The following is a 24,092-nucleotide window of genomic DNA, read 5'->3' as shown; positions in this document are numbered from 1 at the left end:
TGCTCAGGCGCCACTTTTGCTCCATCTCTCGCTGGCGCCGCTCAGGACACGCCCATGCTCCAGCTCGCACGGCGCAGGCTAATGCCGTCGCGCCCCCCTTTTCCCCGATTGCCACCGCTGCTTGGCTGCAGCATGATCCTGTCCTTGGCTGCGCCCACGGCAGCGGCCACTGCACCCAGCGCATTCCAGGCAGGCTTCATGCGGCAACCGCCCGGCCAATCCGCCGAAGCCGGTGCCCTGGCGCTACAGGCCCTTGCCACCCAAACCGCCCTGCCTGCCGGGCGTTATCGCGTAGCAATCCTCCTCAACCTGGTACCCCTGCACGAACGCGATGTGGACTTCAGCGAACGTCGTGATGGCCGTGGCCTGCAACCCTGCATCAATGCAGAGTTGCTACGCGAGCTGAACCTGCGCGAAGAGGCCCTGGACATGCCCCTGCCTGATGACGACCGCTGTCTGGACTTGCAGCAGGTCATACCCCAGGCACGCGTCGAGTTCGACCCGACCCGCCTGCAACTATCGCTCTCCATACCGCAGATCGTCCTGCGCCAGGACCGGCTCGGTAGCGTACCTGAAGCGCGCTGGAGCGAGGGCATCGATGCCGCCTTCATCAACTACCAGGCATCGGCCCAGCACAGCAGCAGCCGCGCAGGGGGTAGCCGCAGCAGCCAGGACCTGTACCTCAATACCGGCCTCAATCTCGGTGGCTGGCGCCTGCGCAGCAACCAGGCCCTGCGTGAAGACCAGGACGGCTCGCGCAGCTGGACGCGCAGCGACACCTATGCCCAGCGCGACATACCAGGCTTGCACGCCAACCTCACCCTGGGCGAGACGTTCACCAACAACGAGATGTTTCGCAGCGTGCGCTTCAAGGGCGCGCAACTGGCCTCCGACCACGGCATGCTCCCTGACGCACTGCAGCACTATGCCCCGGTGATACGTGGCGTTGCCCAGAGCCGAGCGAAGATCGAAGTCCTGCACAATGGTTACCCGATCTATTCCACTTATGTGGCCCCGGGCCCTTATGCCATCGACGACCTGAGCGTAGGGTCGGGCCATGGTGAACTGGAGGTGGTGATCACCGAAGCCGACGGTCAAGTCCGCCGCTTTACCCAACCCTACGCATCGATCGGCAACCTGCTGCGCGACGGCATCTGGCGCTACACGGCAACCGTCGGCCGCTACGACGGTTCCGAGCATCTCGACAATCCACCCTTCTGGCAAGCCACGCTGGCCCGCGGCGGTGCCTGGGACACCACCCTCTATGGCGGACTGCTGTCGAGCGACTACTACAATGCCAGCGTGTTCGGCCTGGCGCGCGACTTCGCGCACCTTGGCGCCTTGTCGTTCGACGTGACCCGTGCCGACAGCGATCTTGGTGCCGAGCTGGGCAAGGTGCAGGGCCACAGTTTCGCCATCCGCTACGGCAAAAGCTTCCAGACCCGCACCAACCTGCGTTTCGCCGGCTACCGCTACTCCACCGAAGGGTATCGCGATTTCGACGAGGCCGTGCGAGAACGCAACGCTGCCACTCACTATCGAGGCAATCGACGCAGCCGCCTGGAAGCCTCGGTGTACCAGAGCATCGGCCAGCGCAGCACCCTGAACCTGACCTTCTCGCAAGACAGCTATTGGCACACCCGTTATCAGCGCCGCCAGTACCAGGTGCAATACACCACCCGCATGGGAAACCTGGGAATCAACCTCTTCGCCTCCCAAGCACTGGATTCACGCAACAGCGACAACCGCCTGTTTGGGGTGAGCCTGAGCCTGCCGTTGGACTTCGGCACCCCCCACCACGCCACATTCGATCTGCAACGCGACAATGGCCGCTACAGCGAACGCGCCAGCCTCAACGGCACCCTGCCGGGCAGTCGGCTCAACTACACCGCCTCAGCGACCAACGATAGGATGGGGCACAAAAGCGGCGCGCTGTCGTTAGCCTATCAAGGCAGCCAGGGCAGTATCGGCATGGGCTACACCGAAGGCGACGATTACCGGAACCTGTCGGTCAACGCCAGCGGCGCGCTTCTACTGCATGGTGAAGGCGCGGCATTGAGCCCGTACCTTGGCGAGACCATGGCGCTGGTCCATGTGCCGGAGGTAGCCGATCTGGGCATACAAAATACCGCCTCACGCACCAATGCCGAGGGCTATGCCCTGGTTCCCTACCTACGCCCGTACCGGAGCAACTCGTTGGTGCTGGAAACCGACCAATTGTCGCCAGAGATCATCATCGAAAATGCCAGCCAGCAGGTAGTGCCCCGGCGCGGCGCAGTGGTCAAGGCCGCCTTCGAGGCGCGCCGGGTCATACGCATGGTGCTGACACTCCGGCAAGCCGACGGCCAGCCACTGCCGTTTGGCGCCCAGGTCATCGACAGCCAGGGGCAAACCCTGGGCGTGGTGGGTCAGGCCGGCCAGACACTGCTGGCGACCAGCACGCAAGGCCAGCAGAACGTGACCGTACGCTGGGGCGATGCTCACGCGCAAGCCTGCCAAGTGGCGCTCGACCCGCACAGCATGGCAGTGGACAACGGGTATCGCCTGCAGAGCCTGGACTGCCATCGCATCCATGACCATGACGTCAGCCCTTCTTCCTCTTTGACTGCCCAGGAATTCTTCTAATGAAATCGAGTTACCGTCATCGTCACCGCGCCTTCGGGCTGGCACTTTGTGCGCTGCCCTGCTGGTTGCTGTCAACGTCCGTGCAAGCCTACTGCCGATTCCACCCCGGCCCGACCTACATGACCTTCGAACGCGCCATGGGCACCCTCTGGGTGCCCCGAGACGCCCCCATAGGCTCGGTCATCGGCAGCCCGCAAGACATGTATACGGGAAACAAGGAAGGCGCGGTCCTGAACTGCTTCTACATGCCCGACGATCCACCCACGGCCAACCTGCCCAACACGGCGCCTATATTCCCAGGCACTCTCCCTCCGATTAACGGCAAGGATGTCAATGGCCACGTGATGCAGACGAACGTGCCAGGCGTTGGCGTCTACATTGATTTGGGCTACCCCTACAATGACAGCGCCGATAACAACTTCACGCCCGACGACGGCTCTACGGCAATCCCCTATACCGGGACGATGAGAAGAGCTACAGGATTCAACATGCCGCTGTCAGCGATGTACGGTGAAGCCCTGTTCATAAAGATCGGCGACATCCCACCAGGGCCCCAGTTCGTCAGCGGCGAAATATTCCATGGCTTCATCCACCATTTCGGCAAAGTCATGGAGTATCACCTCAGTGCAACGGTCTATCAGGCCCAATGTTCGTTGAAAGCCGATGCCGTAAGCGCCGACCCGGTACTCTTGGGCGACTACAAGCTCGATGATTTCAAAGGTGTTGGTACGACAACACCTGCGGTGCCCTTCCATATCACCCTGAGCGACTGCCAGGATGCCAGCGCGCCTAACCCCCAGCCCGCCCGAGTTCATATCGAGCTCGATGGCGTGAAGGGCTCGACCCCAACCGTACCGGCTGAAGGGCGGTTCAGCCTGACGGGAAGCTCGGACGCCACGGGCATCGAAATCCAACTATTACGCAGCGATGGCACACCGATGCCGCTAGGTACCAAGGTAAATGTGAAACCCGTGGAGATAGGCGTGACACGCCTGGATTTCCAGGCCCGCTACTACCAGAGCGCCTCGAAGGTCACACCAGGGCTGGCGGAGGGCGCGTTGAGCTTTACAGTGAGTTACGAGTGACGGGGGCGGCCTCGGCTCCGGCAAGGCTCAGCTCGACCTCCAGACGCCAAGTACAAAAACCACCATGCTCCATTGGCAGGTTAGATTTCATCAGCCACCTGATTAAACATCCTGTTTATTTTCCTGGACACGGATTCAGCGCTACAGTGGTTGACCTATCAGCCCCGGCTAGCGCCGCCTCAACGATTCCAGAAAGAAAGGTAGTCGGACCGCCACGACCGACACAGGTCAGGCGTCAACCTACAAGGAGGTGCAATGAAATGCAGGACCATTGAACACTGGCAACGCTTGAGCGATCTACCTGCAATGCTCGACGCCCTGCCGGATATCACCAAGGAACTGGGATTTCGGTTCCATGACTTTTCCTTCTGCAGCCCTGGGCATCACGTCGAGTCAGGTAACCTGCCGGCGGGAGCCCCTGCATTGATTCACGCCGCACTCGAGCTTAGCGCCCCCCACCAGCAAGGTTCGGAGCTCCCGTTGTTCTGGACCCCAGAAATCTTCGCCGCCACCCCTGACATGTGGGCCAGGGCGCAAGCGATGGGCTTGACACATGGCTGGGTGCAGCCGCTGCACGACGGCACGGCCAGGAGCAGCCTGGCGCTCCTGCGCCCCGACGCCAGCGTGTCGGCAGCAGAGCTCTACGAGAAAGCGGCCATCGTCATCTGGGTGGGTAAACAGCTTCATCGGGCCGCAGCGCAAGCGGGTCACGGAGGCTCGAGCGTCTGACGCCCCCTTGCCCATGGCGCAATGGCCAGCCCATGTGTGCGGCGCCGCACAAACGAAAAAAGACGCCTAAGCGTCTTTTTTCGTTGATCTACAGACTCCCTTGGAACCCTGTAAATCGATATTTGGAGCGGGAAACGAGACTCGAACTCGCGACCCCGACCTTGGCAAGGTCGTGCTCTACCAACTGAGCTATTCCCGCATTGTGAAGCTTTACCGCCAATCGACGTGAAGCGCCTTGAAGACCTTCACCATCACTGCACCGCATAGACGCCACAGTATCGAAACTGGAGCGGGAAACGAGACTCGAACTCGCGACCCCGACCTTGGCAAGGTCGTGCTCTACCAACTGAGCTATTCCCGCAAATGGCGTCCCCTAGGGGACTCGAACCCCTGTTACCGCCGTGAAAGGGCGGTGTCCTAGGCCACTAGACGAAGGGGACACACAACGCTTTTCAGCGCACCAGGATTTCCTTTCGAAGCATCCTGGATTTCTTTTTCCAGCACCGCCGAAGGCCATGCCGTGGAAACTGGAGCGGGAAACGAGACTCGAACTCGCGACCCCGACCTTGGCAAGGTCGTGCTCTACCAACTGAGCTATTCCCGCATTGGCGTCCCCTAGGGGACTCGAACCCCTGTTACCGCCGTGAAAGGGCGGTGTCCTAGGCCACTAGACGAAGGGGACACGCTACATCTTTTCACTCCCTGCCGCATATCGCGTTGTGCTTTACGCTGCAAGTGGCGCGCATTCTATGGACGCCTTGGGAAGCCGTCAACCCTTTTGTGGAAATTTATTTAAATCAATGACTTCCGCCCTTCTTGATAGCCAGGGCTGGAGGCGCCCAAGGATTGGCGTTGATTTTCTGACGACACCCCGGCAAGCTCGCAGCAAAGTGCCAGCACCTGGGGAAATCGGGCTTTTTGCCGATACCCACTCGGTGGGGACCGCTTCGCGGGCAAGCCCGCTCCCACAGGGGGCTACAGCAGATCGAACGCTGTCCGCCCGGCTGCACTGTTCGGTCGAAAGCGAACTTACTACACTCAAGCTGTAAAACTTCTTCATGAGGCGTTAACGGTGACACCACTTCTGATCACCCTGCTCATCGTGGCGGGTATCGCGTTGCTGATCGTGATCGGCTATCTGAACAACGTGGTCGAGAACGCCAAGCTCGAGCGCGCGCGCCTGAAGATCGAACTGGGCGAGCGCCTGCGCCGCTGCGGCGAGATCACCGAGACCTTCCCCGGGCAACTGATGACGCCCGCCCTCAAATTGCTGCTGACCCGCCTGGAGCTGAACCTCAACCAGCGCCAACTGGCCCTGGACAAGCACAACGGCGACCTCGCGGCGCGCATCACCGAACTCGAAGGGCTGGTCGCCCAGGGCGAAGGGATTGCGGTGAACAACCCGCCCAGCCCGATCCAGACCGAGGCCAAGGCCAAGGACGTGCGTTTCCTGCTGGAGCTGCTGCACAACCAGGTCGTGCGCGCCACCCAGGAAGGCTTCCTGGCCACCAGCGAAGGCAAGCACTGGGTCAAGGAGATCCGCCACATGCTGGTGCTGCTGCACATCGAGTTCTTCAACAACCTCGGCCAGCAGGCCCTGCAGCAGAACCAGCCGGGGCAGGCGCGCCTGGCCTTCGAACGGGGCGTGCAATACCTGCGCAAGCAGCCCGAGCCCAAGGTGTACGAAGAGCAGCTGACCTACCTGGAGAAACTGCTGGCGCGGGCCAATGCCCAGGTGCTGGACCAGATGGAGCCGGCGCAGAGCGACGAGAACGCGCTGACCCAGGGACTCAAGACCGATGAGGACGAGACCTGGAAGAAGAAGGTGATCTACGACTGATCCTGGCTCAGCCGTGGGCCTGAACAGGCATGAAAAGGGGCCATCAGCATCGTAATGCTGTTCACTTAAGTCTGATGTGACATCGATTGGGGCTGCCTTGCAGCCCTTCGCGGGCAAGCCCGCTCCCACAGGATCGTGCTTGCAGCGTACTTGTGGGAGCGGGCTTGCCCGCGAAGGGCCGCAAGGCGGCCCCAATTGCTTAAGTGAACAGCATTACCATCATCATCGGCCCTTTTCTTTTATCGGCAGTCGGTCAACTCGAGGAAGATCGCCGCCAAGCGCTCCAGCCCCAGCTGATCCGCCTCGCTGAAGCGCGCCAGCTTCGGGCTGTCCAGATCCAGCACGCCAATCAACCGGCCCGCCTTCACCAGCGGAATCACCAATTCGCTGTTGGAGGCGCTGTCGCAAGCGATATGCCCCGGGAAGGCATGCACATCCTCGACCCGCTGGGTCTGCCGCGAAGCCGCCGCGGCACCGCACACCCCCTTGCCGAACGGAATGCGCACGCAGGCCACCTGGCCCTGGAACGGCCCGAGCACCAACTGCTCGTCGCGGTTGAGGTAGAAGCCAGCCCAGTTCAAATCCTCCACCTGGTTGAACAGGAAGGCCGAGAACTGCGCGGCGTTGGCGATGAAATCGCGCTCGTCGGCAAACAGCGCCTGTACTTGCGCGGCCAGCAGGTCGTAGCCATCGAGGCCGCTGCCACTGGCATTGAGATCGATCATTGTTTCTGCTCCAGCAATTGCAGTCCGACCCAGTAGCGGGCGAACTGATAGGCACAACGGCCATTACGGTTGCCGCGGCCAGTGGCCCAGCGCACGGCGAGTTTGTCCAGCGCCTCGTCGCGCTGCCAGGTGAGCCCGGCCGCCTGGGCCAACTGGCCGATCCAGTGCTCGACCACGTTGAGGAAATTCTCCTGGGTGAACGGGTAGAACGACAGCCACAGGCCGAAACGGTCGGACAGGGCGATCTTGTCTTCCACCGCCTCGCTGGGGTGCAGTTCGCCGTCGATCATCTTCCAGTTCTCGTTGTCGCTCTGCTTCTCCGGCACCAGGTGGCGGCGGTTGGAAGTGGCGTACAACAGCACGTTGTCCGGGGCCTGCTCCAGCGAACCGTCGAGCACGCTCTTGAGCACCCGGTAGTCGCCCTCCCCCGCTTCGAACGACAGGTCGTCGCAGAACAGGACGAAACGTTGAGGCAGCTTCTGCAGTTGCTCGACCACCCGCGGCAGGTCGGCCAGGTGGTCACGCTCGATCTCGATCAGGCGCAGGCCCCGGCCTGCGTGCTCGGCCAACAGGGCACGCACCAGCGACGACTTGCCGGTGCCGCGCGAGCCCCACAGCAGGGCGTGGTTGGCCGGCATGCCATCGATGAACTGCCGGGTGTTGCGGCCCAGTTGCTCGCGCTGCTGGTCGACGCCGATCAGGTCGTCCAGGCGGATGTCCAGGCTGACCTGAAGCGGCATCAGGTAGCCGCTGCGGCCATCGCGCTGCCAGCGCGCAGCCAGGGTGGTGCTCCAGTCGATGTCCGGGCGGGGCGCGGGCAACAGGGGTTCGAGGCGCGCCAGTACCGATTCGGCGCGTTCCAGGAAAGCATTCAAGCGAGCGTCCATGACGACTCCTAGCAGACAGATTTCAGTTTTTTCGGGGCCGTCAGGCGGCCCCCTCTAAGCCATCAACTGAAATGAACAGACAGACCCGCCAGCAGCCGAGGCTGATCGGCTATGCTTGCGCAGCGCAAGGGACATGAAACCGGCTCGGGACTCATGGATATCAAGTTCACCAATCGCCTGTCATACAAGCAAGCCCGGTTGACAGTCCTGGTCGGCTTCATCCTGGGAACATTGCTCAGTCTCATCCAGATCGGCATCGATTATGCCAGCGAAGACGCCTCCATCAACCGCGAAGTGCAAGCGCTGCTGCAAATCAGCCGTGATCCGGCCTCACGCGTGGCCTACAACATCGACGCCGAACTGGCCCAGGAACTGACCCGGGGCCTTCTGCAGGCACCGACGGTGATCCGCGCCCGGCTGATCGACAACAACGACACCGTGCTGACCGATGTCCAGCGCCCGCGCGTGGAAGACCGCTACCGCCCGTTGAGCGACTTCCTGTTCGGCGAGCAACGCCTGTTCCAGGAGCGCCTGTTCTTCGCCCACATGCCCCACGAGTACCTGGGCACGCTGTACCTGGATGTCGACACCTACGCCTTCGGCAGCCGTTTCCTCGACCGCGCCGGGGTCACCCTGGTCAACGGCTTCACCCGCAGCCTGGTATTGGCCGGTATCCTCCTGGCGCTGTTCTACATGATGCTGACCAGGCCGCTGGTCACGGTGATCGGCGCCCTGAGCAGCAGCGACCCGCGCCAACCGCAGCAGGCCCGCCTGGAATGCCCCCACGGCCACGAGCACGACGAGATCGGCGTGCTGGTCAAGGTGGCCAACCAGCAATTCGTCAGCATGGCCACCGAGATCCAGCAGCGGCGCAACGCCGAGAACCGCCTGACCCAGTACCTCAACGAGCTGGAAGACATCGTCTCGGCCCGCACCGACGAGCTCAAGGCCAGCAACGAGCGCCTGAGCCAGTCCAACCAGGAGCTGGAGCAAGCCCGCCGACGCGCCCTGGACATGGCCCAGGCGCGGGCCGCCTTCCTGGCCAACATGAGCCACGAGATCCGTACCCCGCTCAACGGCATGCTCGGCATGATCGCCCTGGCCCTGGACAGCCCGCTGGCCGCCGAACAACGCCAACAGCTGTCGATCGCCCATGATTCGGGCAAGGTGCTGGTCGAGCTGCTCAACGATATCCTCGACCTGTCCAAGTTCGATGCCGGCCAACTGGAACTCGAGCGCATCCCCTTCGACATGGGCGCCATGGTCGAGGACACCGCCAACCTGCTGTCGCAGAATGCCGCGGCGCATGTCGAGCTGACCTGCCTGGTGGCCAGCGACTTCCCCAGCAGGGTGCTGGGCGACCCCACCCGGGTTCGGCAGATCGTCAGCAACCTGCTGTCCAATGCGCTCAAGTTCACCCGCTTCGGCCGTGTCGACGTGCGCCTGGGCACGATCGTCGGCGGTGTGCGCCTGGAGGTGCGCGACACCGGCATCGGCATCCCCGAGCAGGCCCAGGCGCGGATCTTCCAGCCTTTCACCCAGGCCGGCGCCGGCATCACCCGCCAGTACGGCGGTACCGGGCTGGGCCTGACCTTGACCCACAACCTGTGCAAGGTCATGCATGGGCACCTGTACATCCACTCCGAGGCGGGCTTCGGCAGCCGCTTCAGCGCCGACCTGCCCCTGCCCGCCCATACCGAGGCCATGGCCCCGGCACCGTTGCAGGGGCGTGTCGTCGCCCTGTGCAACGCCACCAGTGGCCTGGCCGAGCTGCTACAAGCCCTGCTGCCCGGCTGGGGGCTCGACTACCGACGGCTGGACGACCTGGCCGAGGTGCAGATTACGGCGCCCGACCTGCTGATCACCGACAACCGGGAACATCCGCTCGCGCTACGCCCTGGCTTCAAGGCCCCCATCCTGCTGGTGACCGCCTATGGCAGCTTCCTGCACGGCGAAGCGGCCACAGGCCTGGCGCCACTGCTGCAACTGGCCCGCCCCCTGGCGCGCAAGGCCCTGTACCAGACCCTGCGGCGCACCCTGCAAGGTGGCGAGGCCGACACCCCGCAGGGCGGCGCACAGGCCAAGGCCCAACGACAGCGGGCGCGCATCCTGCTGGTGGAAGACAACCCGGTCAACCAACTGGTGGCCAAGGGCATGCTGGCCAAGCTCGGCTGCGAGGTGCTGCTCGCCACCCAGGGCGCCGAAGCCCTGGAGCAACTGGAACGGGAGGCCGTGGACATGGTGCTGATGGACTGCAACATGCCGGTGATGGACGGCTACGAAGCCAGCCGACGGATTCGCCAGGACGGGCGCTGGTCACAACTGCCCATCGTCGCCCTGACGGCCAACGCCATGCCCGAGGAGCGCGAACGCTGCCGGGCCGCGGGCATGGACGACTACCTGGCCAAGCCGTTTCGCCGCGAGGAGCTGCTGGCGCTGATCGACCACTGGGTGCCGATCAGCGGCTGAGCAAGGCCTCCACCGCCGCCTTGAGCGCCTCGGGCTTGGTGCTCGGGGAATAGCGGGTGACCTTGCCGCTGGCCGGATCGACCAAGAACTTGGTGAAGTTCCACTTGATGCGCTGGGTGCCGAGCACGCCAGGCGCGCGTTGCTTCAGTTCGACGAACAACGGGTGAGCGCCAGGGCCGTTGACCTCGATCTTGCGAAACAGCGGAAAGCTCACGCCGAAGTTGCGCTCGCAGAACTGGGCGATCTCCCGGGCATCGCCCGGCTCCTGCTTGCCGAACTGGTTGCAGGGAAAACCCAGCACCACCAGCCCGCGCTCGCGGTAGAGCTGCCACAGCTGTTCCAGGCCCTTGTACTGGGGCGTGAAGCCACACTGGCTGGCGGTATTGACCACCAGCAGCGCCTTGGCCTGGAAGTCGCCCAGCCGCTTGTGCTCGCCGCCCAGGGTGACGCAGGGAATGTCCAGCAGGGAATCGGCCATGTCGGTTCTCCGGTCAGTCACGCGGCTTGAGGTCCAGGCACACCGAGTTGATGCAGTAGCGCAGGCCGGTCGGTGGCGGGCCGTCGGGAAACACGTGGCCCAGGTGGGCATCGCAACGGGCGCAGGTGACCTCGGTACGGATCATGCCGTGGGAGGTGTCGCGTACCTCGATCATCGCGCCCTCCTCGATCGGCTCGTAGAAGCTCGGCCAACCGCAGCCGGCGTCGAACTTGGTGCGTGAGTCGAACAGCGGCAGATCGCAGCAGATGCAATGGTAGATGCCGTCGCGGCGCTCGCTGTTGTACTTGCCGCTGAACGGCCGTTCGGTGCCCTTCAGGCGACACACCTGGTACTGGGCGGGATCGAGCATCTCGCGCCACTGCTCCAGGGTTTTCTCGATCTTTTGCATGGGTGAACCTCGGCAGGCTGAATTTCACCGTGCGCCGTCTTTATTTATGGCGCCGGTGGCACGTATATTAGTCGGCTTGTTGTGCCAGCCAGTCTGGCACGCGCCTCGCCCTTTTCAAACCTTTTGACGGCGGCGCGCCGCGACTTCTCAATCGGGATCACATCATGCAGTTCAGCAAATCGAACAAGCTCGCCAATGTCTGCTACGACATTCGCGGCCCAGTGCTCAAGCACGCCAAACGCCTGGAAGAGGAAGGCCATCGCATCCTCAAGCTGAACATCGGCAACCCGGCGCCCTTTGGTTTCGAGGCGCCGGACGAGATCCTCCAGGACGTGATCCGCAACCTGCCCACCGCCCAGGGCTACAGCGACTCCAAGGGCCTGTTCAGCGCGCGCAAGGCGGTCATGCAGTACTGCCAGCAGAAGCAGATCGAAGGTGTCGGCATCGAGGACATCTACCTGGGCAACGGCGTCTCCGAACTGATCGTGATGTCGATGCAAGCGCTGCTCAACAATGGCGACGAAGTGCTGATCCCGGCGCCGGACTACCCACTGTGGACCGCCGCCGTGAGCCTGGCCGGCGGCAAGCCGGTGCACTACCTGTGCGACGAGCAGGCCGACTGGTTCCCCGACCTTGAAGACATCAAGGCCAAGATCACCCCGAACACCAGGGCCCTGGTGATCATCAACCCGAACAACCCGACTGGCGCCGTGTATTCGCGCGAACTGCTGCTGGGCATGCTGGAGCTGGCGCGCCAGCACAACCTGGTGGTGTTCTCCGACGAGATCTACGACAAGATCCTCTACGACGAAGCCGTGCACATCAGCACCGCCTCGCTGGCCCCGGACCTGCTGTGCCTGACCTTCAACGGCCTGTCCAAGTCGTACCGGGTGGCGGGCTTCCGCTCCGGCTGGCTGATCATCTCCGGGCCCAAGCAGCATGCCCAGGGCTACATCGAAGGCATCGACATGCTGGCCAATATGCGCCTGTGCGCCAACGTGCCAGCGCAGCACGCGATCCAGACCGCCCTGGGCGGCTACCAGAGCATCAACGACCTGGTGCTGCCGCCGGGCCGCCTGCTCGAGCAGCGCAACCGCACCTACGAATTGCTCAACGCCATCCCCGGGGTGAGCTGCGTCAAACCGATGGGCGCGCTGTACGCGTTTGCGAAGATCGACCCGAAGGTCTGCCCGATCCACAACGACGAGAAGTTCGTCCTCGACCTGCTGCTCTCGGAGAAACTGCTGATCGTCCAGGGCACGGCGTTCAACTGGCCGTGGCCGGACCACTTCCGCGTGGTCACCTTGCCACGGGTGGATGACCTGGAGCAGGCGATCGGGCGGATCGGCAATTTCCTGCGTAGCTATCAGCAGTAAGTTCGAGTGCCATGGGGGCTGCGGTGCAGCCCATCGCCGGCAAGCCGGCTCCCACAGGGTCCGAGTCGATCACAAATGGTGCGGCTTGCAGGGCCATGTGGGGGCTGCACACCGGCGCGCCGCGAATGGAGCGCGCAGCGTCCCCGCTTGCACCCGTCCGGATGGGATATCCCTTACATCCTGCAACGCTCTATCTTCGAGGCTTCTCAGAATCCTCTGTCATACTCCCCGGTACACAGTTTGAAATAGTCAACCGGTTGAATCGCCGGGACCCGCCCCTTATATAGCCCGCAGTAAGCGACATTTTCGTCCGTCAGGAGAACGTAACAACCATGATGCGCATCTTGTTGTTTGTAGCCACCAACCTCGCGGTGGTGCTGGTTGCAAGCATTACCCTGAGCCTGTTCGGCTTCAACGGGTTCATGGCGGCCAACGGGGTTGACCTCAATCTCAACCAACTGCTGGTCTTCTGCGCCGTGTTCGGTTTCGCCGGCTCCCTGGTCTCGCTGTTCATCTCCAAGTGGATGGCCAAGATGACCACCGGCACCCAGATCATCACCCAGCCGCGCACGCGCCATGAACAGTGGCTGCTGCAGACCGTCGAGGAGCTATCCCGCGAGGCCGGCATCAAGATGCCCGAGGTGGGTATCTTCCCGGCCTACGAGGCCAATGCCTTCGCCACCGGCTGGAACCGCAACGATGCCCTGGTGGCGGTGTCCCAAGGCCTGCTCGAGCGCTTCTCGCCCGATGAAGTGCGTGCCGTGCTGGCCCACGAGATCGGCCACGTGGCCAACGGCGACATGGTCACCCTGGCGCTGGTGCAGGGCGTGGTGAACACCTTCGTGATGTTCTTCGCGCGCATCATCGGCAACTTCGTCGACAAGGTCATCTTCAAGAATGAAGAAGGCCAGGGCATTGCCTACTACGTGGCGACCATCGTCGCCGAGCTGGTCCTGGGCATCCTCGCCAGCATCATCGTCATGTGGTTCTCGCGCCGCCGCGAGTACCGCGCCGACGAAGCCGGCGCCCAGCTGGCCGGCACCGGCGCGATGATCGGCGCACTGCAGCGCCTGCGCGTGGAACAAGGCATGCCGGTGCACATGCCCGACACCCTGAAGGCGTTCGGCATCAACGGCGGCCTCAAGCACGGCCTGGCCGGCCTGCTGATGAGCCACCCGCCGCTGGAAGACCGTATCGAGGCCCTGCGCCGTCGCGGTTGATCCGGCTGGAACAAAAAAGGGCGACTTCGGTCGCCCTTTTTCTTGCGAACTGGGGCCGCTTCGCGCCCCAAGATGCCCCCTCACCGCTGCAACAGGTAGGCCCGCTCGACCAGGCTCGGCACTCCAGCCTGGATGAACTTCGGGCTGTCCCGGAGCACCTCCTGCTCATCCAGCAGTTCCACTCGCCACCCCGCGAACCCTCGCCGCACTTCATCATCCGCTACGGAAAACGGCGGCCCGTCGAGCCGCGCCTGGTCATAGTCGAGCGTCACCAACAGCCCCTTGCAGGCAGCCGGCAACAGCGCCGACAGCAACGCCATGTAGCGCTCACGCATGCTCGGCGGCAGTGCAATCAAGGCCGCGCGGTCATACACACCGACGCAGTCGGCCAGGTCCTCGGCCCGCAAGGCGAAGAAATCCCCGCACCACAGCTCCACATCGCCGCTGCGCCAGGCTTCGAAATCCCCCTGCCCCCTGATTTCCGGCGTCAGGCCATGCTCATGGAAAAACGCCTCCACCGCCCGCCGCGACAGCTCCACGCCCAGCACCCGGTGCCCCTGGCCGGCTAGCCAGGCCAGGTCCAGGGTCTTGCCGCACAGCGGCACCAGCACGCGACTGCCCGGCGCCAGCCCCAGCACGGGCCAGTGGGCCTGCAGGCAGGAATTGACCTGCGCCTGGTGGAAGCCGATCTGGTTGTCTGCCCACCGCTTGTGCCAGAACGCTGGCTCCATGTTCCCTCCCGCTTTTTCGATGAAATACCCGGAAAACTTATATTGGATCTCGATCGGTATCTGATCGAAGATGACCTCATCTTAACCGCCAGGAGCACACCATGCTGCCCAGCCTGTTCATTTCCCACGGATCGCCCATGCTCGCCCTGCAACCCGGTGCCAGCGGACCGGCCCTGGCCGCGCTGGCCAACGCCCTGCCACGGCCGAAGGCGATCGTCGTGGTCTCGGCGCACTGGGAAAGCCAGGCGCTACGGGTGACAGGCCATGCACGACCACAGACCTGGCACGATTTCCGTGGCTTCCCCGCAGCGTTGTATGCCGTGCAATACCCTGCCCCGGGCGATCCCTTGCTGGCCCGGCAGGTCAGTGAGCGGCTGGAAGCTGCCGGCCTGCCCGCCCAGCTCGACCCTGAGCGGCCGTTCGACCATGGTGCCTGGGTGCCGCTGTCGCTGATGTACCCGGACGCCAGCATCCCGGTGATCCAGGTATCGCTGCCCAGCCAGCTCGGCCCGGCGTTGCAACTGCGGGTTGGCCGGGCGCTTTCGGCATTGCGCGGGGAAGGCATCCTGCTGGTCGGCTCCGGCAGCATCACCCACAACCTGGGCGAGCTGGACTGGCATGCCGGGCCGGATGCCGTCGAGCCCTGGGCGCTGGCGTTCCGTGATTGGGTGGTCGAGCGGTTGGGCGAGGATGACCAGGCGGCGCTGCTCGACTATCGGCGGCAGGCACCGTTCGCGGAGCGCAACCATCCCAGCGACGAACACCTGCTGCCGCTGTTCTTCGCCCTCGGGGCTGGCGGCACGTTCGGCCTGGTGCACCAGGGCTTCACCCTGGGGGCGCTGGGGATGGATATCTATCGGTTCGGCTGAAGGCCTGCTGCGACAGTGCAGCGGCCCCAGCATTAACGCTTGCCCCTACCGAGCAGACAAAAAAATCCCCAGCCTGAGCCGGGGATTTTTTCATTGCGCCAGGATCAATCCTCGCGGTAGCGGCGCAGCTTCAGCTGCTTGCCGGCCACGCGGGTGTCCTTGAGCTTGGACAGCAGGCGCTCCAGGCCTTCCTCGGGCAGCTCGATCAGGCTGAAGCTGTCGCGCACCTGGATGCGGCCGATGGCATCGCGGGCCAGGCCACCTTCGTTGAGGATCGCGCCCAGCAGGTTCTTGGCGGCGATGCCGTCACGGGCCCCCAGGGCGGTACGGCAACGCACGCGGCCTTCCGGCAGCGGCATCGGCGCACGACGCTCGCGGTCGCCACGCTCGCTGCGCTCACCACGCTCACGCGGGGTGTAGGTCGGCACCAGCGGCTGCTCGCGCTCCACCGAGGCCAGGTCCAGCGCCTGGCCGTTGGTGGCCTTGCGCAGCAGGGCCGCGGCCAGGGCACGCGGGGTGCAGCCGAGGTCGGCGGTCAGGCGGTCGAACAGCTCGCCATGGCTGGCTTCCGATTCGGCCACCAGCGGCGCCAGGCTCGCGGTCAGCTTCTTGATACGCGCATCGAGCACGGCCTGCGGGTTCGGCAGGCGGGCTTCGGCGACCTTCTGCCCGGTCACACGCTCGATGACCTGCAGCATGCGCCGCTCACGCGGGGTGACCAGCAGCAGCGCGCGGCCATCGCGACCGGCACGGCCGGTACGGCCGATACGGTGGACGTAGGACTCCGGGTCGTACGGCATGTCGACGTTGAACACGTGGGTGATGCGCGGTACGTCCAGGCCTCGGGCGGCGACGTCGGTGGCGACGACGATATCCAGGCGGCCATCCTTGAGCGAGTCGATCACCCGCTCACGCTGGTTCTGGGCGATGTCGCCGTTCAGCGCAGCGGCCTTGTAGCCCTTGGCTTCCAGCGCGGCAGCCAGGTCCAGGGTGGCCTGCTTGGTGCGCACGAAGGCGATCAGCGCGTCGAACTCCTCCACTTCCAGCAGACGCAGCACGGCCGGGATCTTCTGGTCGGCGTGGACCATCAGGTGGGCCTGGTCGATCGCGGTGACGGTCTGGGTCTTGCTCTGGATCTTGACGTGCTTCGGCTCGCGCAGGTGACGCTCGGCGATCGAACGGATCGACGATGGCAGGGTGGCGGAGAACAGCACGGTCTGGCGCGACGCGGGGATGGCGTCGAAGATCACTTCGAGGTCGTCCATGAAGCCGAGCTTGAGCATCTCGTCGGCTTCGTCGAGCACCAGGTACTGGACGGTGGAGAGGACTTTCTCGTCGCGGCGCAGGTGGTCGCACAGGCGGCCCGGGGTGGCCACGACGATCTGCGCGCCGTTGCGAATGGCACGCAGCTGTGGGCCCATCGGGGCACCACCATACACGGCCACCACGTTCACGCCCGGCATCTGCTTGGCGTAGGTTTCGAAGGCGGTGGCTACTTGCAGCGCCAACTCACGGGTCGGCGCCAGGATCAGGGCTTGCGGTTCGCGCTTGCTCACATCGATGCGGTTGAGGATCGGCAGGGCGAAGGCAGCGGTCTTGCCGGTGCCGGTCTGCGCCTGGCCGATCATGTCGTGACCGGCGAGGATGATCGGGATCGATTGTTGCTGGATGGCCGATGGCTCTTCATAGCCGGTAGCCAGCACGGCGGCAACGATGTTCGGATGAAGATCGAGAGCGGCGAATCCGCCGGTTTCCTGGGTCATGGGTCTGCCTCTAGGTGCATCCGCAAAGACCCATGCTCCAAAGCTGCACATGCCTTGAAAGACCCGAGGGTCACCCAGGCAGCTTTGGCGGCGGGGATTTGCGAAAACGATTGAAAAAGGAACGTCTTGGGGAGGTCCGCCTAGCGGACGCGCAGCCGAAGCTGGACTCGGAGGATTTGCACCACCTGATTTTAGGGTCCGCTAAAAGACCGGCGCGTACTATACCCGAATTCGCGCCGGGCCGTTAGATTTTTTTCAAGGGCACAGGCCAGCATTCGGCCACCTGCCCGCACAGGCTGAATCGTTTCCCTGCCCGTCAGGTCGCAGGCCGGATTTCCCGGATCAGGTAATCCAGCGAATACCCCAGGCGCGGCGCCAGCGCCTCGGCACGGGCACGGATACCATCAAGGTCCACCGCCTGCTCCAGGTCCGCCGGCACCAGCAGGATCACGTTGCCCTCCTTCACCGGCAGCTCCCAGTAGTGCCGGTGGTACAACCCGCGCAGCAATGCCGCGCCGAGCGGCTTGCCGTCGTCGCCGGCCCATTGGTTGATCACCAGCCAGCCGCCCGGGTTGAGCTGCCTCTGGCAGTTCTCCAAAAAACCCCAGGCCAGGTGGCCGACACCCGGCCCATGGTCGGTGTAGAGGTCGACGAAGATCAGGTCGGCCTTCTCCGCGCTGGGCAGCAACTCGATGGCATCGCCCACCCGCACGTACAGGCGCGGGTCATCGTCCAAGCCCATGAACTCCATGGCCAGGCGCGGCACATCCGGGCGCAGCTCGATCGCCTCGACATCTTCCAGGGGCAGGAACTTCAGACAGGCCTGGGTCAGGGTACCGGCGCCAAGGCCCAGGAACAGCGCGCTCTCCGGCTGCCCGTGGCACAGCGCGCCGACCAGCATGGCGCGGGTGTAGTCGTATTCCAGCCAGCTCGGGTCGGCGGTGAAGGTGCAGCTCTGCTCGATGGCGTCGCCGAACTCGAGGAAGCGATAGTCCTCCACCTCGTACACGCTGATGACGCCGAAGGCATCCTCGACCCGGGCCAGCAGCCGCTCTTCCCGCTCCGTCGTCATTGCTCGCCACCTGCCCCATGCAAAACGCGCATTGTCCGTCAATGCCCTCGGTGCAACAAGCGCAGCGCCAGCTGATACCATGACAGGCAGCCTACCCACGATATCGAGCCCGTGATGAACCGACCCTGGAGCCCCGACAGCTGGCGCACCCTGCCGATCCAGCAGCAACCGACCTACCCCGACGCCGCGCACCTGCTCAAGGTCGAGCAGACCCTGGCGAGCTACCCGCCGCTGGTGTTCGCCGGCGAGGCCCGTGAGCTGCGCCGGCAGTTCGCCGAGGTCACCGAAGGCCGGGCGTTCCTGCTGCAAGGCGGCGACTGCGCCGAGAGCTTCGCCGAGTTCTCCGCGGCGAAGATCCGCGACACCTTCAAGGTGCTGCTGCAGATGGCCATCGTCATGACCTTCGCCGCCGGCTGCCCGGTGGTCAAGGTCGGGCGCATGGCCGGCCAGTTCGCCAAGCCGCGCTCCTCGGGCGACGAGACCATCGGCCAGGTGACCCTGCCCGCCTACCGTGGCGACATCGTCAACGGCATCGGCTTCGACGAGCACAGCCGCGTGCCGGACCCGGAGCGGCTGCTGCAGGCCTACCACCAGGCCACCGCCAGCCTCAACCTGCTGCGCGCCTTCGCCCAGGGCGGTTTCGCCGACCTGCACCAGGTGCACAAGTGGAACCTGGACTTCATCGCCAACTCGGCCCTGGCCGAGAAATACCACCAGTTGGCTGGCCGTATCGACGAGACCCTGGCGTTCATGCGCGCCTGCGGCCTGGACGGCGCACCGCAACTGCGCGAGACCAGCTTCTTCACCGCCCACGAAGCGCTGCTGCTCAACTACGAGGAAGCCTTCGTGCGCCGCGACAGCCTGACCGGCGACGACTACGACTGCTCGGCGCACATGCTGTGGATCGGCGACCGCACCCGCCAGCTGGACGGCGCGCACGTGGAGTTCCTGCGGGGGGTGCACAATCCGATCGGGGTCAAGGTCGGCCCGAGCATGGACCCGGACGAGCTGATCCGCCTGATCGACATCCTCAACCCGGACAACGACCCGGGCCGCCTCAACCTGATCGTGCGCATGGGCGCCGGCAAGGTCGGCGAGCACCTGCCGGGGTTGATCCGCACCGTCGAGCGCGAGGGGCGCAAGGTGCTGTGGAGCTCAGACCCGATGCACGGCAATACCATCAAGGCCAGCAGCGGCTACAAGACCCGGGATTTCGCGCAGATCCTCGACGAGGTCCGGCAATTCTTCCAGGTGCACCAGGCCGAAGGCAGCCATGCTGGGGGGATTCATATCGAGATGACCGGGCAGAACGTCACCGAGTGCATCGGCGGCGCCCGGCCGATCACCGAGGATGGGTTGTCCGACCGCTACCACACCCATTGCGATCCACGGCTGAATGCGGACCAGTCGCTGGAGCTGGCCTTCCTGATCGCCGAGACGCTCAAGCAGGTGCGCCGCTAAGGGGCCGCTTCGCACCCCAATGCCGTCTAACTGACAGGCATTGGGGCAATGCCCCCTATCCTCACTTGCGCAACGGATCATCCCAGAACGGCCGCTCAGATTCCCGCAGGATATCCGCCCGGCTCAACCCCAGGTCCTCCAGCGTCGCATCGCTCAGGCTGGCCAGCTCGCGCCGCTGGCGATACAGCTGGTGCCAGCGGGCAATCCGCGCCAGCAGCCCACGCCCTACCCCCACGAAGGAAAAGGACGGTTTGCCATACAGGGTGGTGATTTGACCTTTCATCGCGAAGCCCTCCGTGTAGATGGCTTCAGTCTCCTGCCAGGCCTAAGATCAATCCAACGAATGTTTCTGATGCCATGCATCTCGGAGATTGATGCAATGTCCCAGTACCAGAGCCTGGATTCGGACGTGCTGCGCACCTTCGTCGCCATCGCCGAGCAAGGCGGTTTCACCCGCGCCGGCGAGGTGGTCAACCGCACCCAATCCGCCGTGAGCATGCAGATGAAACGCCTGGAGGAAGACATCCTGCAGCGCCAGCTGTTCGAGCGCGACGGCCGCCAGGTGCGCCTGACCGCCGAGGGCCAGGTGCTGCTCGGCTATGCCCGGCGCATCCTCAAGCTGCAGGGCGAGGTGTTCAACACCCTGCGCATGCCGCACATGGTCGGCGTGGTGCGCATCGGCACCCCGGACGACTACGCCATGCGCTTCCTGCCGACGATCCTGTCGAGCTTCGCCCAGGCCTACCCGCTGATCCAGGTGGAGGTGCATTGCGACTCGTCGAAGCAACTGATGCTGCGCCAGGACCTGGACCTGACCATCGTCACCCGCGAGCCCGGCAACGAGATCGGCGAGTTGCTGCGCCAAGAGCGCCTGGTCTGGGCGGCAGCCGAGGGCTTCTGCCCCCAGGAGCAGCGCCCGATACCGCTGGCCTTGTTCAACAGCGACTGCTTCTGCCGCGCCTGGGCGTGCAATGCCCTGCAGGCCCAGGGCGTCGACTACCGCATCGCCTACACCAGCCCGAGCCTGGCGGCGCTGTTCGCCATCGTCACGGCCGGCCTTGCGGTCACCGCGCAACTGCAAAGCCTGATCAGCGGCAACCTGCGCATCCTCGGCGAGAACGAAGGCCTGCCACAGCTACCCCTGGCCAACGTCATGCTGCTGCGCAACACCCAACACCAGTCGCCGATCACCGACTGCATGGCCGGCTACATCATCGAAGGGTTTGCGCCCTGAACCAGCGGCAAGCTGGGAGCTTGCCGCTTCACCCCTCCACCCCCAGCATCACCGCACAGAGCACCAGGAACAGGCAGAACAGCGAGCGCAAGACCTTCTCCGGCAGGGCATGGGCCAGCCGCACGCCCCAGCTGATGCTGAGCAGGCCGCCCACCGCCAGCGGTATGCCCACCGGCCAGGCAACGCTGTGGTGCACGCCATAGGTCACCAGCGTCACCAGGGTGCTGGGCGCGGCCAGGGCCAGGGACAGCCCTTGCGCCACTACCTGGGTGGTGCCGAACACGCTGGTGAGGATCGGCGTGGCGACCACCGCCCCACCCACGCCGAACAGGCCGCCCATGGTGCCGGCGAAACCGCCCAGCACACCCAGCCACGGCCAGGGGTAGCGCAGCTCGCTGCTCGGTGGCGCCAGCGGCAGGAACATGCGCGTCACGTTCCACACCGCCAGCGCGACCAGGAAACCGACGAAGCCCAGGCGCATGGACTGGGCATCGATACCCACCGCCCAGGTCGACCCCAGCCAGGCGAACAGGAAGCTGCACACCGCCAGCGGCAATGCATGACGCAACTCGATGCGATTACGCTGGTGATAGCGCCACAATGCCAACAGCACGTTCGGCACCACCATCACCAAGGCCGTGCCCTGGGCCAACTGCTGGTCGAGGCCGAACAGCACGCCCAGCACCGGGATGGCGATCAGCCCGCCGCCAATGCCGAACAAGCCTCCCATCGTGCCCAGGAAGGCCCCCAGGACCACGTACATCAACCACTCGATCATCAGCGCCTCATCCGCCTGTTTGCCAATGGGCGCATGCTAGCGAGTCGGGGCTGGCGGGGAAACGCATAGCAGCGCAAAATGGCTTTGCGTATTTCGCACAAGCAGAGCAGCCATGAGCCCCGATGCCCTTACCGAACAACTGAGCCTGTTCCTCGACGTCCTGGAAACCGGCAGCTTCTCCGCCGCCGCCCGCCGCCATCCACTGACCCCCTCGGCCGTGGCGCGGCGTATCGACAACCTGGAGCAGGCCGTAGGCAGCCGCCTGTTCACGCGCAGCACCCACGCCGTGCGCGCCACACCGGCAGGCACGGCCTTCGCCGAACGGGCCCGGCGTATCGTCGAGGAACTGCGCCTGGCCCGCGCCGAGGCGGTGTCGTTGAGCAACGCGCCGGAAGGCCTGATCCGCATCGACGCGCCCGCCGCCTTCGGTCGCCGCCACCTGGCGCCCGCCATCGCCGACTTCCTGGTGGCCTACCCGGGGCTGGACGTGCAACTGCGCCTGATCGACAGCTTCGTCGACCTGCACGGCAGCCACCTCGGCGAAGTGGACCTGGTGCTGCGCGCCGGCCCCCTGGCCGATACTCGCCTGGTCGCCACCCCCTTGGCCTACATGGTGCGCATCGCCTGCGCCAGCCCCGCCTACCTGGCCAGCCGTGGCGTGCCGGCCTGCCCGAGCGAGCTGCCGCAACACGATGGCCTGGACTGGGACGGCCTGGCACCACCGTTCGCCTGGCGCTTCGTGGTGAACGGCCAGACGCGCCTGTACCGCCCGTCGCGCATGCGCATGACCGCCAACAATGCTGAGACCCTGTTGTTCGGCGCACTGGCCGGGCTTGGTATCGCCCACCTGCCCACCTGGCTGATCAGCGACTACCTGGTGCGGGGTGACCTGCTGCCGCTGTTCTGCGACGGCGGCCTGCCGGCGGCGGAAAGCAGCGGCATCTATGCGCTGCGCCTTGCACATGAAACGAACTCTCGCAGCCGCTTGCTGCTCGAATTCCTCAAGAGCCGTTTCAGCCCGGTGCCCCCCTGGGACCTGGCCCTGCGCAGCGAACTGCGTGGATGATGAACGCGCTAACCATCAGCGTGCTAGATTCTTACCTGACCCAATCCAAGGACCTGCATGAACGCCAACACCCAAGCCCCCTGCGACGAGCTGCTGCTGGACAACCAGGTCTGCTTCGCCCTGCACTCCACCTCGTTGCTGATGACCAAGGTCTACAAGCCGCTGCTGCAAGCGCTCGGCCTGACCTACCCGCAGTACCTGGCCATGCTCGTGCTCTGGGAGCAGGACGGCCTGACCGTGGGCGAGATCAGTCAGCGCCTGCTCACCGACCCCGGCTCGCTCACGCCCCTGCTCAAGCGCCTGGAGAGCGAAGGCCTGCTCAAGCGCACCCGTAGCCGCGAGGACGAACGGGTGGTGCTGGTGCAGTTGACCGACAAGGGGCGAGCCCTGCAGGAAGACGCCAAGCGCGTGCCGCACTGCATCCTGCAAGCCAGCGGCCGCAGCGTGGAACAGCTGCAGCAGCTACAGGCCGACCTGCTGGAGCTGCGCGCCAGCCTGCAAAAGAACCTCTGAGGGCTATGCTGTGAAGTGGCCGTTCGGATGAACGGTGAACGATTTATCTTGCGCGCAAAATAATTGCGCGATAATTTAAATCCCGTACCCACCCCCGCGCCATGGCGCACAGCACACAAGCGAGGCTCAAGATGCAAAAGGTCACTCCACTGTACATCGCAGAAGCCACTTCCACCGGCGGTCGCGACGGCACATCGCGCTCCAGCGACGGCAAGCTGGACGTCAAGCTGAGCACCCCCAAGGAACTCGGTGGCGCAGGCGGTGAAGGCACCAACCCCGAGCAGATGTTCGCCGCCGGCTACTCGGCCTGCTTCATCGGCGCACTGAAATTCGTCGCCGGCCAGCAGAAGCAGCCATTGCCGGCAGACAGCTCGATCACCGCCAAGGTCGGCATCGGCCAGATCCCAGGTGGTTTCGGCCTCGACATCGACCTGCACATCAACCTGCCAGGGCTGGCCCAGGCGGATGCCGAAGATTTGGTGGAAAAGGCGCACCAGGTCTGCCCGTACTCCAACGCCACCCGCAACAACGTCGACGTGCGGCTGCATGTGACGGTCTGAGGGGCGGGCTTGCCCGCAAAGCCCCGAACACCGATACCACGCGCACGAAAAACCCGGCCGAGGCCTAATGTCAGTCAGTCAAGCGGCGCTTTGTCATTTTTGGGGCTACCTTGCAGCCCATCGCCGGCAAGCCGGCTCCCACAGGGACCGCGGCGACCACATATGATGCGGTTTGCACGGACAATGTGGGAGCCGGCTTGCC

General features: G+C 64.6%; 21 protein-coding genes, 5 tRNA genes and 1 pseudogene. 13 read left to right on the top strand and 14 right to left on the bottom strand.

The genetic code is table 11. From position 1 onward, the window contains the following. The first annotated feature begins 54 nt into the window (after positions 1 to 54). The 3 genes from NJF35_RS06505 to NJF35_RS06495 all read left to right on the top strand — a co-directional run bounded on the left by NJF35_RS06505 (position 55) and on the right by NJF35_RS06495 (position 4,439). Positions 55 to 2,625, top strand: a complete 2,571-nt coding sequence (locus NJF35_RS06505; RefSeq protein WP_225787088.1) for a fimbria/pilus outer membrane usher protein — start codon at positions 55 to 57, stop codon at positions 2,623 to 2,625. Beyond that, positions 2,625 to 3,710, top strand: coding sequence for a fimbrial protein (locus NJF35_RS06500; protein ID WP_225787089.1), 1,086 nt, complete (start codon positions 2,625 to 2,627; stop codon positions 3,708 to 3,710). Before NJF35_RS06505 ends, NJF35_RS06500 begins: the two co-directional genes overlap by 1 nt. A gap of 255 nt (positions 3,711 to 3,965) precedes the next feature. Continuing rightward, positions 3,966 to 4,439 (top strand): autoinducer binding domain-containing protein, encoded by a 474-nt coding sequence (locus NJF35_RS06495; protein ID WP_253090860.1) that lies wholly within the window; start codon positions 3,966 to 3,968, stop codon positions 4,437 to 4,439. Between the two features lie 123 nt (positions 4,440 to 4,562). Here NJF35_RS06495 and NJF35_RS06490 read toward each other — a convergent pair. The 5 genes from NJF35_RS06490 to NJF35_RS06470 all read right to left on the bottom strand — a co-directional run bounded on the left by NJF35_RS06490 (position 4,563) and on the right by NJF35_RS06470 (position 5,121). Beyond that, a tRNA-Gly gene (locus NJF35_RS06490) sits at positions 4,563 to 4,638 on the bottom strand. A gap of 86 nt (positions 4,639 to 4,724) precedes the next feature. Next, positions 4,725 to 4,800: transfer RNA gene (locus NJF35_RS06485), tRNA-Gly, on the bottom strand. 3 nt (positions 4,801 to 4,803) lie between these two features. Next, positions 4,804 to 4,879, bottom strand: a tRNA-Glu gene (locus NJF35_RS06480). A gap of 88 nt (positions 4,880 to 4,967) precedes the next feature. Next, positions 4,968 to 5,043 (bottom strand) — tRNA-Gly (locus tag NJF35_RS06475). A 2-nt stretch (positions 5,044 to 5,045) separates the two neighbouring features. Continuing rightward, a tRNA-Glu gene (locus NJF35_RS06470) sits at positions 5,046 to 5,121 on the bottom strand. Between the two features lie 390 nt (positions 5,122 to 5,511). On the opposite strand from NJF35_RS06470, the gene NJF35_RS06465 reads away from it, so the two are divergent. Beyond that, on the top strand, positions 5,512 to 6,279 hold the full coding sequence (locus tag NJF35_RS06465; RefSeq protein ID WP_225787091.1) for a hypothetical protein: 768 nt from the start codon (positions 5,512 to 5,514) through the stop codon (positions 6,277 to 6,279). 239 nt (positions 6,280 to 6,518) lie between these two features. Here the strand turns inward: NJF35_RS06465 and NJF35_RS06460 are convergent, their stop codons facing one another. Together NJF35_RS06460 and NJF35_RS06455 are read right to left on the bottom strand one after the other, a co-directional pair. Then, on the bottom strand, positions 6,519 to 7,004 hold the full coding sequence (locus tag NJF35_RS06460; RefSeq protein ID WP_225787092.1) for a GAF domain-containing protein: 486 nt from the start codon (positions 7,002 to 7,004) through the stop codon (positions 6,519 to 6,521). Further along, on the bottom strand, positions 7,001 to 7,891 hold the full coding sequence (locus NJF35_RS06455; RefSeq protein WP_253090859.1) for an ATP-binding protein: 891 nt from the start codon (positions 7,889 to 7,891) through the stop codon (positions 7,001 to 7,003). Before NJF35_RS06455 ends, NJF35_RS06460 begins: the two co-directional genes overlap by 4 nt. A gap of 111 nt (positions 7,892 to 8,002) precedes the next feature. Between NJF35_RS06455 and NJF35_RS06450 the strand changes: the two genes are divergently transcribed. Further along, entirely contained in the window at positions 8,003 to 10,360 is a 2,358-nt protein-coding gene (locus tag NJF35_RS06450; RefSeq protein WP_225787094.1) for a response regulator, read from the top strand. Here the strand turns inward: NJF35_RS06450 and NJF35_RS06445 are convergent. Beyond that, positions 10,350 to 10,838 carry a glutathione peroxidase gene (locus NJF35_RS06445; RefSeq protein ID WP_225787095.1) on the bottom strand — a complete coding sequence of 163 codons (489 nt, stop codon included), beginning with the start codon at positions 10,836 to 10,838 and terminating at the stop codon, positions 10,350 to 10,352. The genes NJF35_RS06450 and NJF35_RS06445 overlap by 11 nt on opposite strands. 13 nt (positions 10,839 to 10,851) lie before the next feature. Further along, positions 10,852 to 11,247, bottom strand: a complete 396-nt coding sequence (gene msrB, locus NJF35_RS06440; RefSeq protein ID WP_253080452.1) for a peptide-methionine (R)-S-oxide reductase MsrB — start codon at positions 11,245 to 11,247, stop codon at positions 10,852 to 10,854. Positions 11,248 to 11,411: 164 nt separating this feature from the next. On the opposite strand from msrB, the gene NJF35_RS06435 reads away from it, so the two are divergent. Both NJF35_RS06435 and htpX read left to right on the top strand, forming a co-directional pair. Beyond that, positions 11,412 to 12,623 (top strand): pyridoxal phosphate-dependent aminotransferase, encoded by a 1,212-nt coding sequence (locus NJF35_RS06435; protein WP_225787097.1) that lies wholly within the window; start codon positions 11,412 to 11,414, stop codon positions 12,621 to 12,623. Positions 12,624 to 12,955: 332 nt separating this feature from the next. Next, positions 12,956 to 13,843, top strand: coding sequence for a protease HtpX (htpX, locus tag NJF35_RS06430; RefSeq protein ID WP_225787098.1), 888 nt, complete (start codon positions 12,956 to 12,958; stop codon positions 13,841 to 13,843). An 80-nt stretch (positions 13,844 to 13,923) separates the two neighbouring features. Here htpX and NJF35_RS06425 read toward each other — a convergent pair whose 3' ends face one another. After that, the gene (locus tag NJF35_RS06425) at positions 13,924 to 14,574 is read right to left on the bottom strand and encodes a thiopurine S-methyltransferase (protein WP_225787099.1); all 651 of its coding nucleotides are present in this window, start codon (positions 14,572 to 14,574) and stop codon (positions 13,924 to 13,926) included. Between the two features lie 101 nt (positions 14,575 to 14,675). Between NJF35_RS06425 and NJF35_RS06420 the strand changes: the two genes are divergently transcribed. Then, the gene (locus NJF35_RS06420) at positions 14,676 to 15,443 is read left to right on the top strand and encodes a DODA-type extradiol aromatic ring-opening family dioxygenase (RefSeq protein WP_253090858.1); all 768 of its coding nucleotides are present in this window, start codon (positions 14,676 to 14,678) and stop codon (positions 15,441 to 15,443) included. Between the two features lie 104 nt (positions 15,444 to 15,547). On the opposite strand, the pseudogene NJF35_RS06415 reads toward NJF35_RS06420, so the two are convergent. Further along, positions 15,548 to 17,240 (bottom strand): annotated as a pseudogene (locus NJF35_RS06415) (DEAD/DEAH box helicase). A gap of 282 nt (positions 17,241 to 17,522) precedes the next feature. Next, positions 17,523 to 18,278 (bottom strand): spermidine synthase, encoded by a 756-nt coding sequence (locus NJF35_RS06410; RefSeq protein WP_225787101.1) that lies wholly within the window; start codon positions 18,276 to 18,278, stop codon positions 17,523 to 17,525. Between the two features lie 114 nt (positions 18,279 to 18,392). Between NJF35_RS06410 and NJF35_RS06405 the strand changes: the two genes are divergently transcribed. Continuing rightward, the gene (locus NJF35_RS06405) at positions 18,393 to 19,739 is read left to right on the top strand and encodes a class II 3-deoxy-7-phosphoheptulonate synthase (RefSeq protein ID WP_225787102.1); all 1,347 of its coding nucleotides are present in this window, start codon (positions 18,393 to 18,395) and stop codon (positions 19,737 to 19,739) included. A 61-nt stretch (positions 19,740 to 19,800) separates the two neighbouring features. Here the strand turns inward: NJF35_RS06405 and NJF35_RS06400 are convergent, their stop codons facing one another. Continuing rightward, positions 19,801 to 20,022, bottom strand: coding sequence for a DUF1127 domain-containing protein (locus NJF35_RS06400; protein WP_225787103.1), 222 nt, complete (start codon positions 20,020 to 20,022; stop codon positions 19,801 to 19,803). A gap of 96 nt (positions 20,023 to 20,118) precedes the next feature. Between NJF35_RS06400 and NJF35_RS06395 the strand changes: the two genes are divergently transcribed. Next, the gene (locus tag NJF35_RS06395; protein ID WP_225787104.1) at positions 20,119 to 20,973 is read left to right on the top strand and encodes a LysR substrate-binding domain-containing protein; all 855 of its coding nucleotides are present in this window, start codon (positions 20,119 to 20,121) and stop codon (positions 20,971 to 20,973) included. Positions 20,974 to 21,001: 28 nt separating this feature from the next. Here the strand turns inward: NJF35_RS06395 and NJF35_RS06390 are convergent, their stop codons facing one another. Then, on the bottom strand, positions 21,002 to 21,751 hold the full coding sequence (locus NJF35_RS06390) for a sulfite exporter TauE/SafE family protein (protein ID WP_253090857.1): 750 nt from the start codon (positions 21,749 to 21,751) through the stop codon (positions 21,002 to 21,004). A 112-nt stretch (positions 21,752 to 21,863) separates the two neighbouring features. Here NJF35_RS06390 and NJF35_RS06385 point away from each other — a divergent pair, with 112 nt between their 5' ends. From NJF35_RS06385 to NJF35_RS06375, 3 genes are all read left to right on the top strand, one after another. Beyond that, positions 21,864 to 22,817, top strand: a complete 954-nt coding sequence (locus NJF35_RS06385; protein ID WP_225787106.1) for a LysR family transcriptional regulator — start codon at positions 21,864 to 21,866, stop codon at positions 22,815 to 22,817. Positions 22,818 to 22,874: 57 nt separating this feature from the next. Continuing rightward, entirely contained in the window at positions 22,875 to 23,330 is a 456-nt protein-coding gene (locus tag NJF35_RS06380; RefSeq protein ID WP_225787107.1) for a MarR family winged helix-turn-helix transcriptional regulator, read from the top strand. A 131-nt stretch (positions 23,331 to 23,461) separates the two neighbouring features. Beyond that, positions 23,462 to 23,890: an organic hydroperoxide resistance protein gene (locus tag NJF35_RS06375; protein ID WP_225787108.1), complete on the top strand. Its 429-nt coding sequence runs from the start codon at positions 23,462 to 23,464 to the stop codon at positions 23,888 to 23,890. The last annotated feature ends 202 nt before the right edge of the window (positions 23,891 to 24,092 follow it).

Source organism: Pseudomonas guariconensis, from assembly GCF_024127895.1.
In the GTDB taxonomy this organism is placed as follows: Bacteria; Pseudomonadota; Gammaproteobacteria; order Pseudomonadales; family Pseudomonadaceae; genus Aquipseudomonas; species Aquipseudomonas guariconensis_B.
Note: the sequence above shows the minus strand (reverse complement) of the source record. Positions and strands in the feature narration are given on the sequence as shown.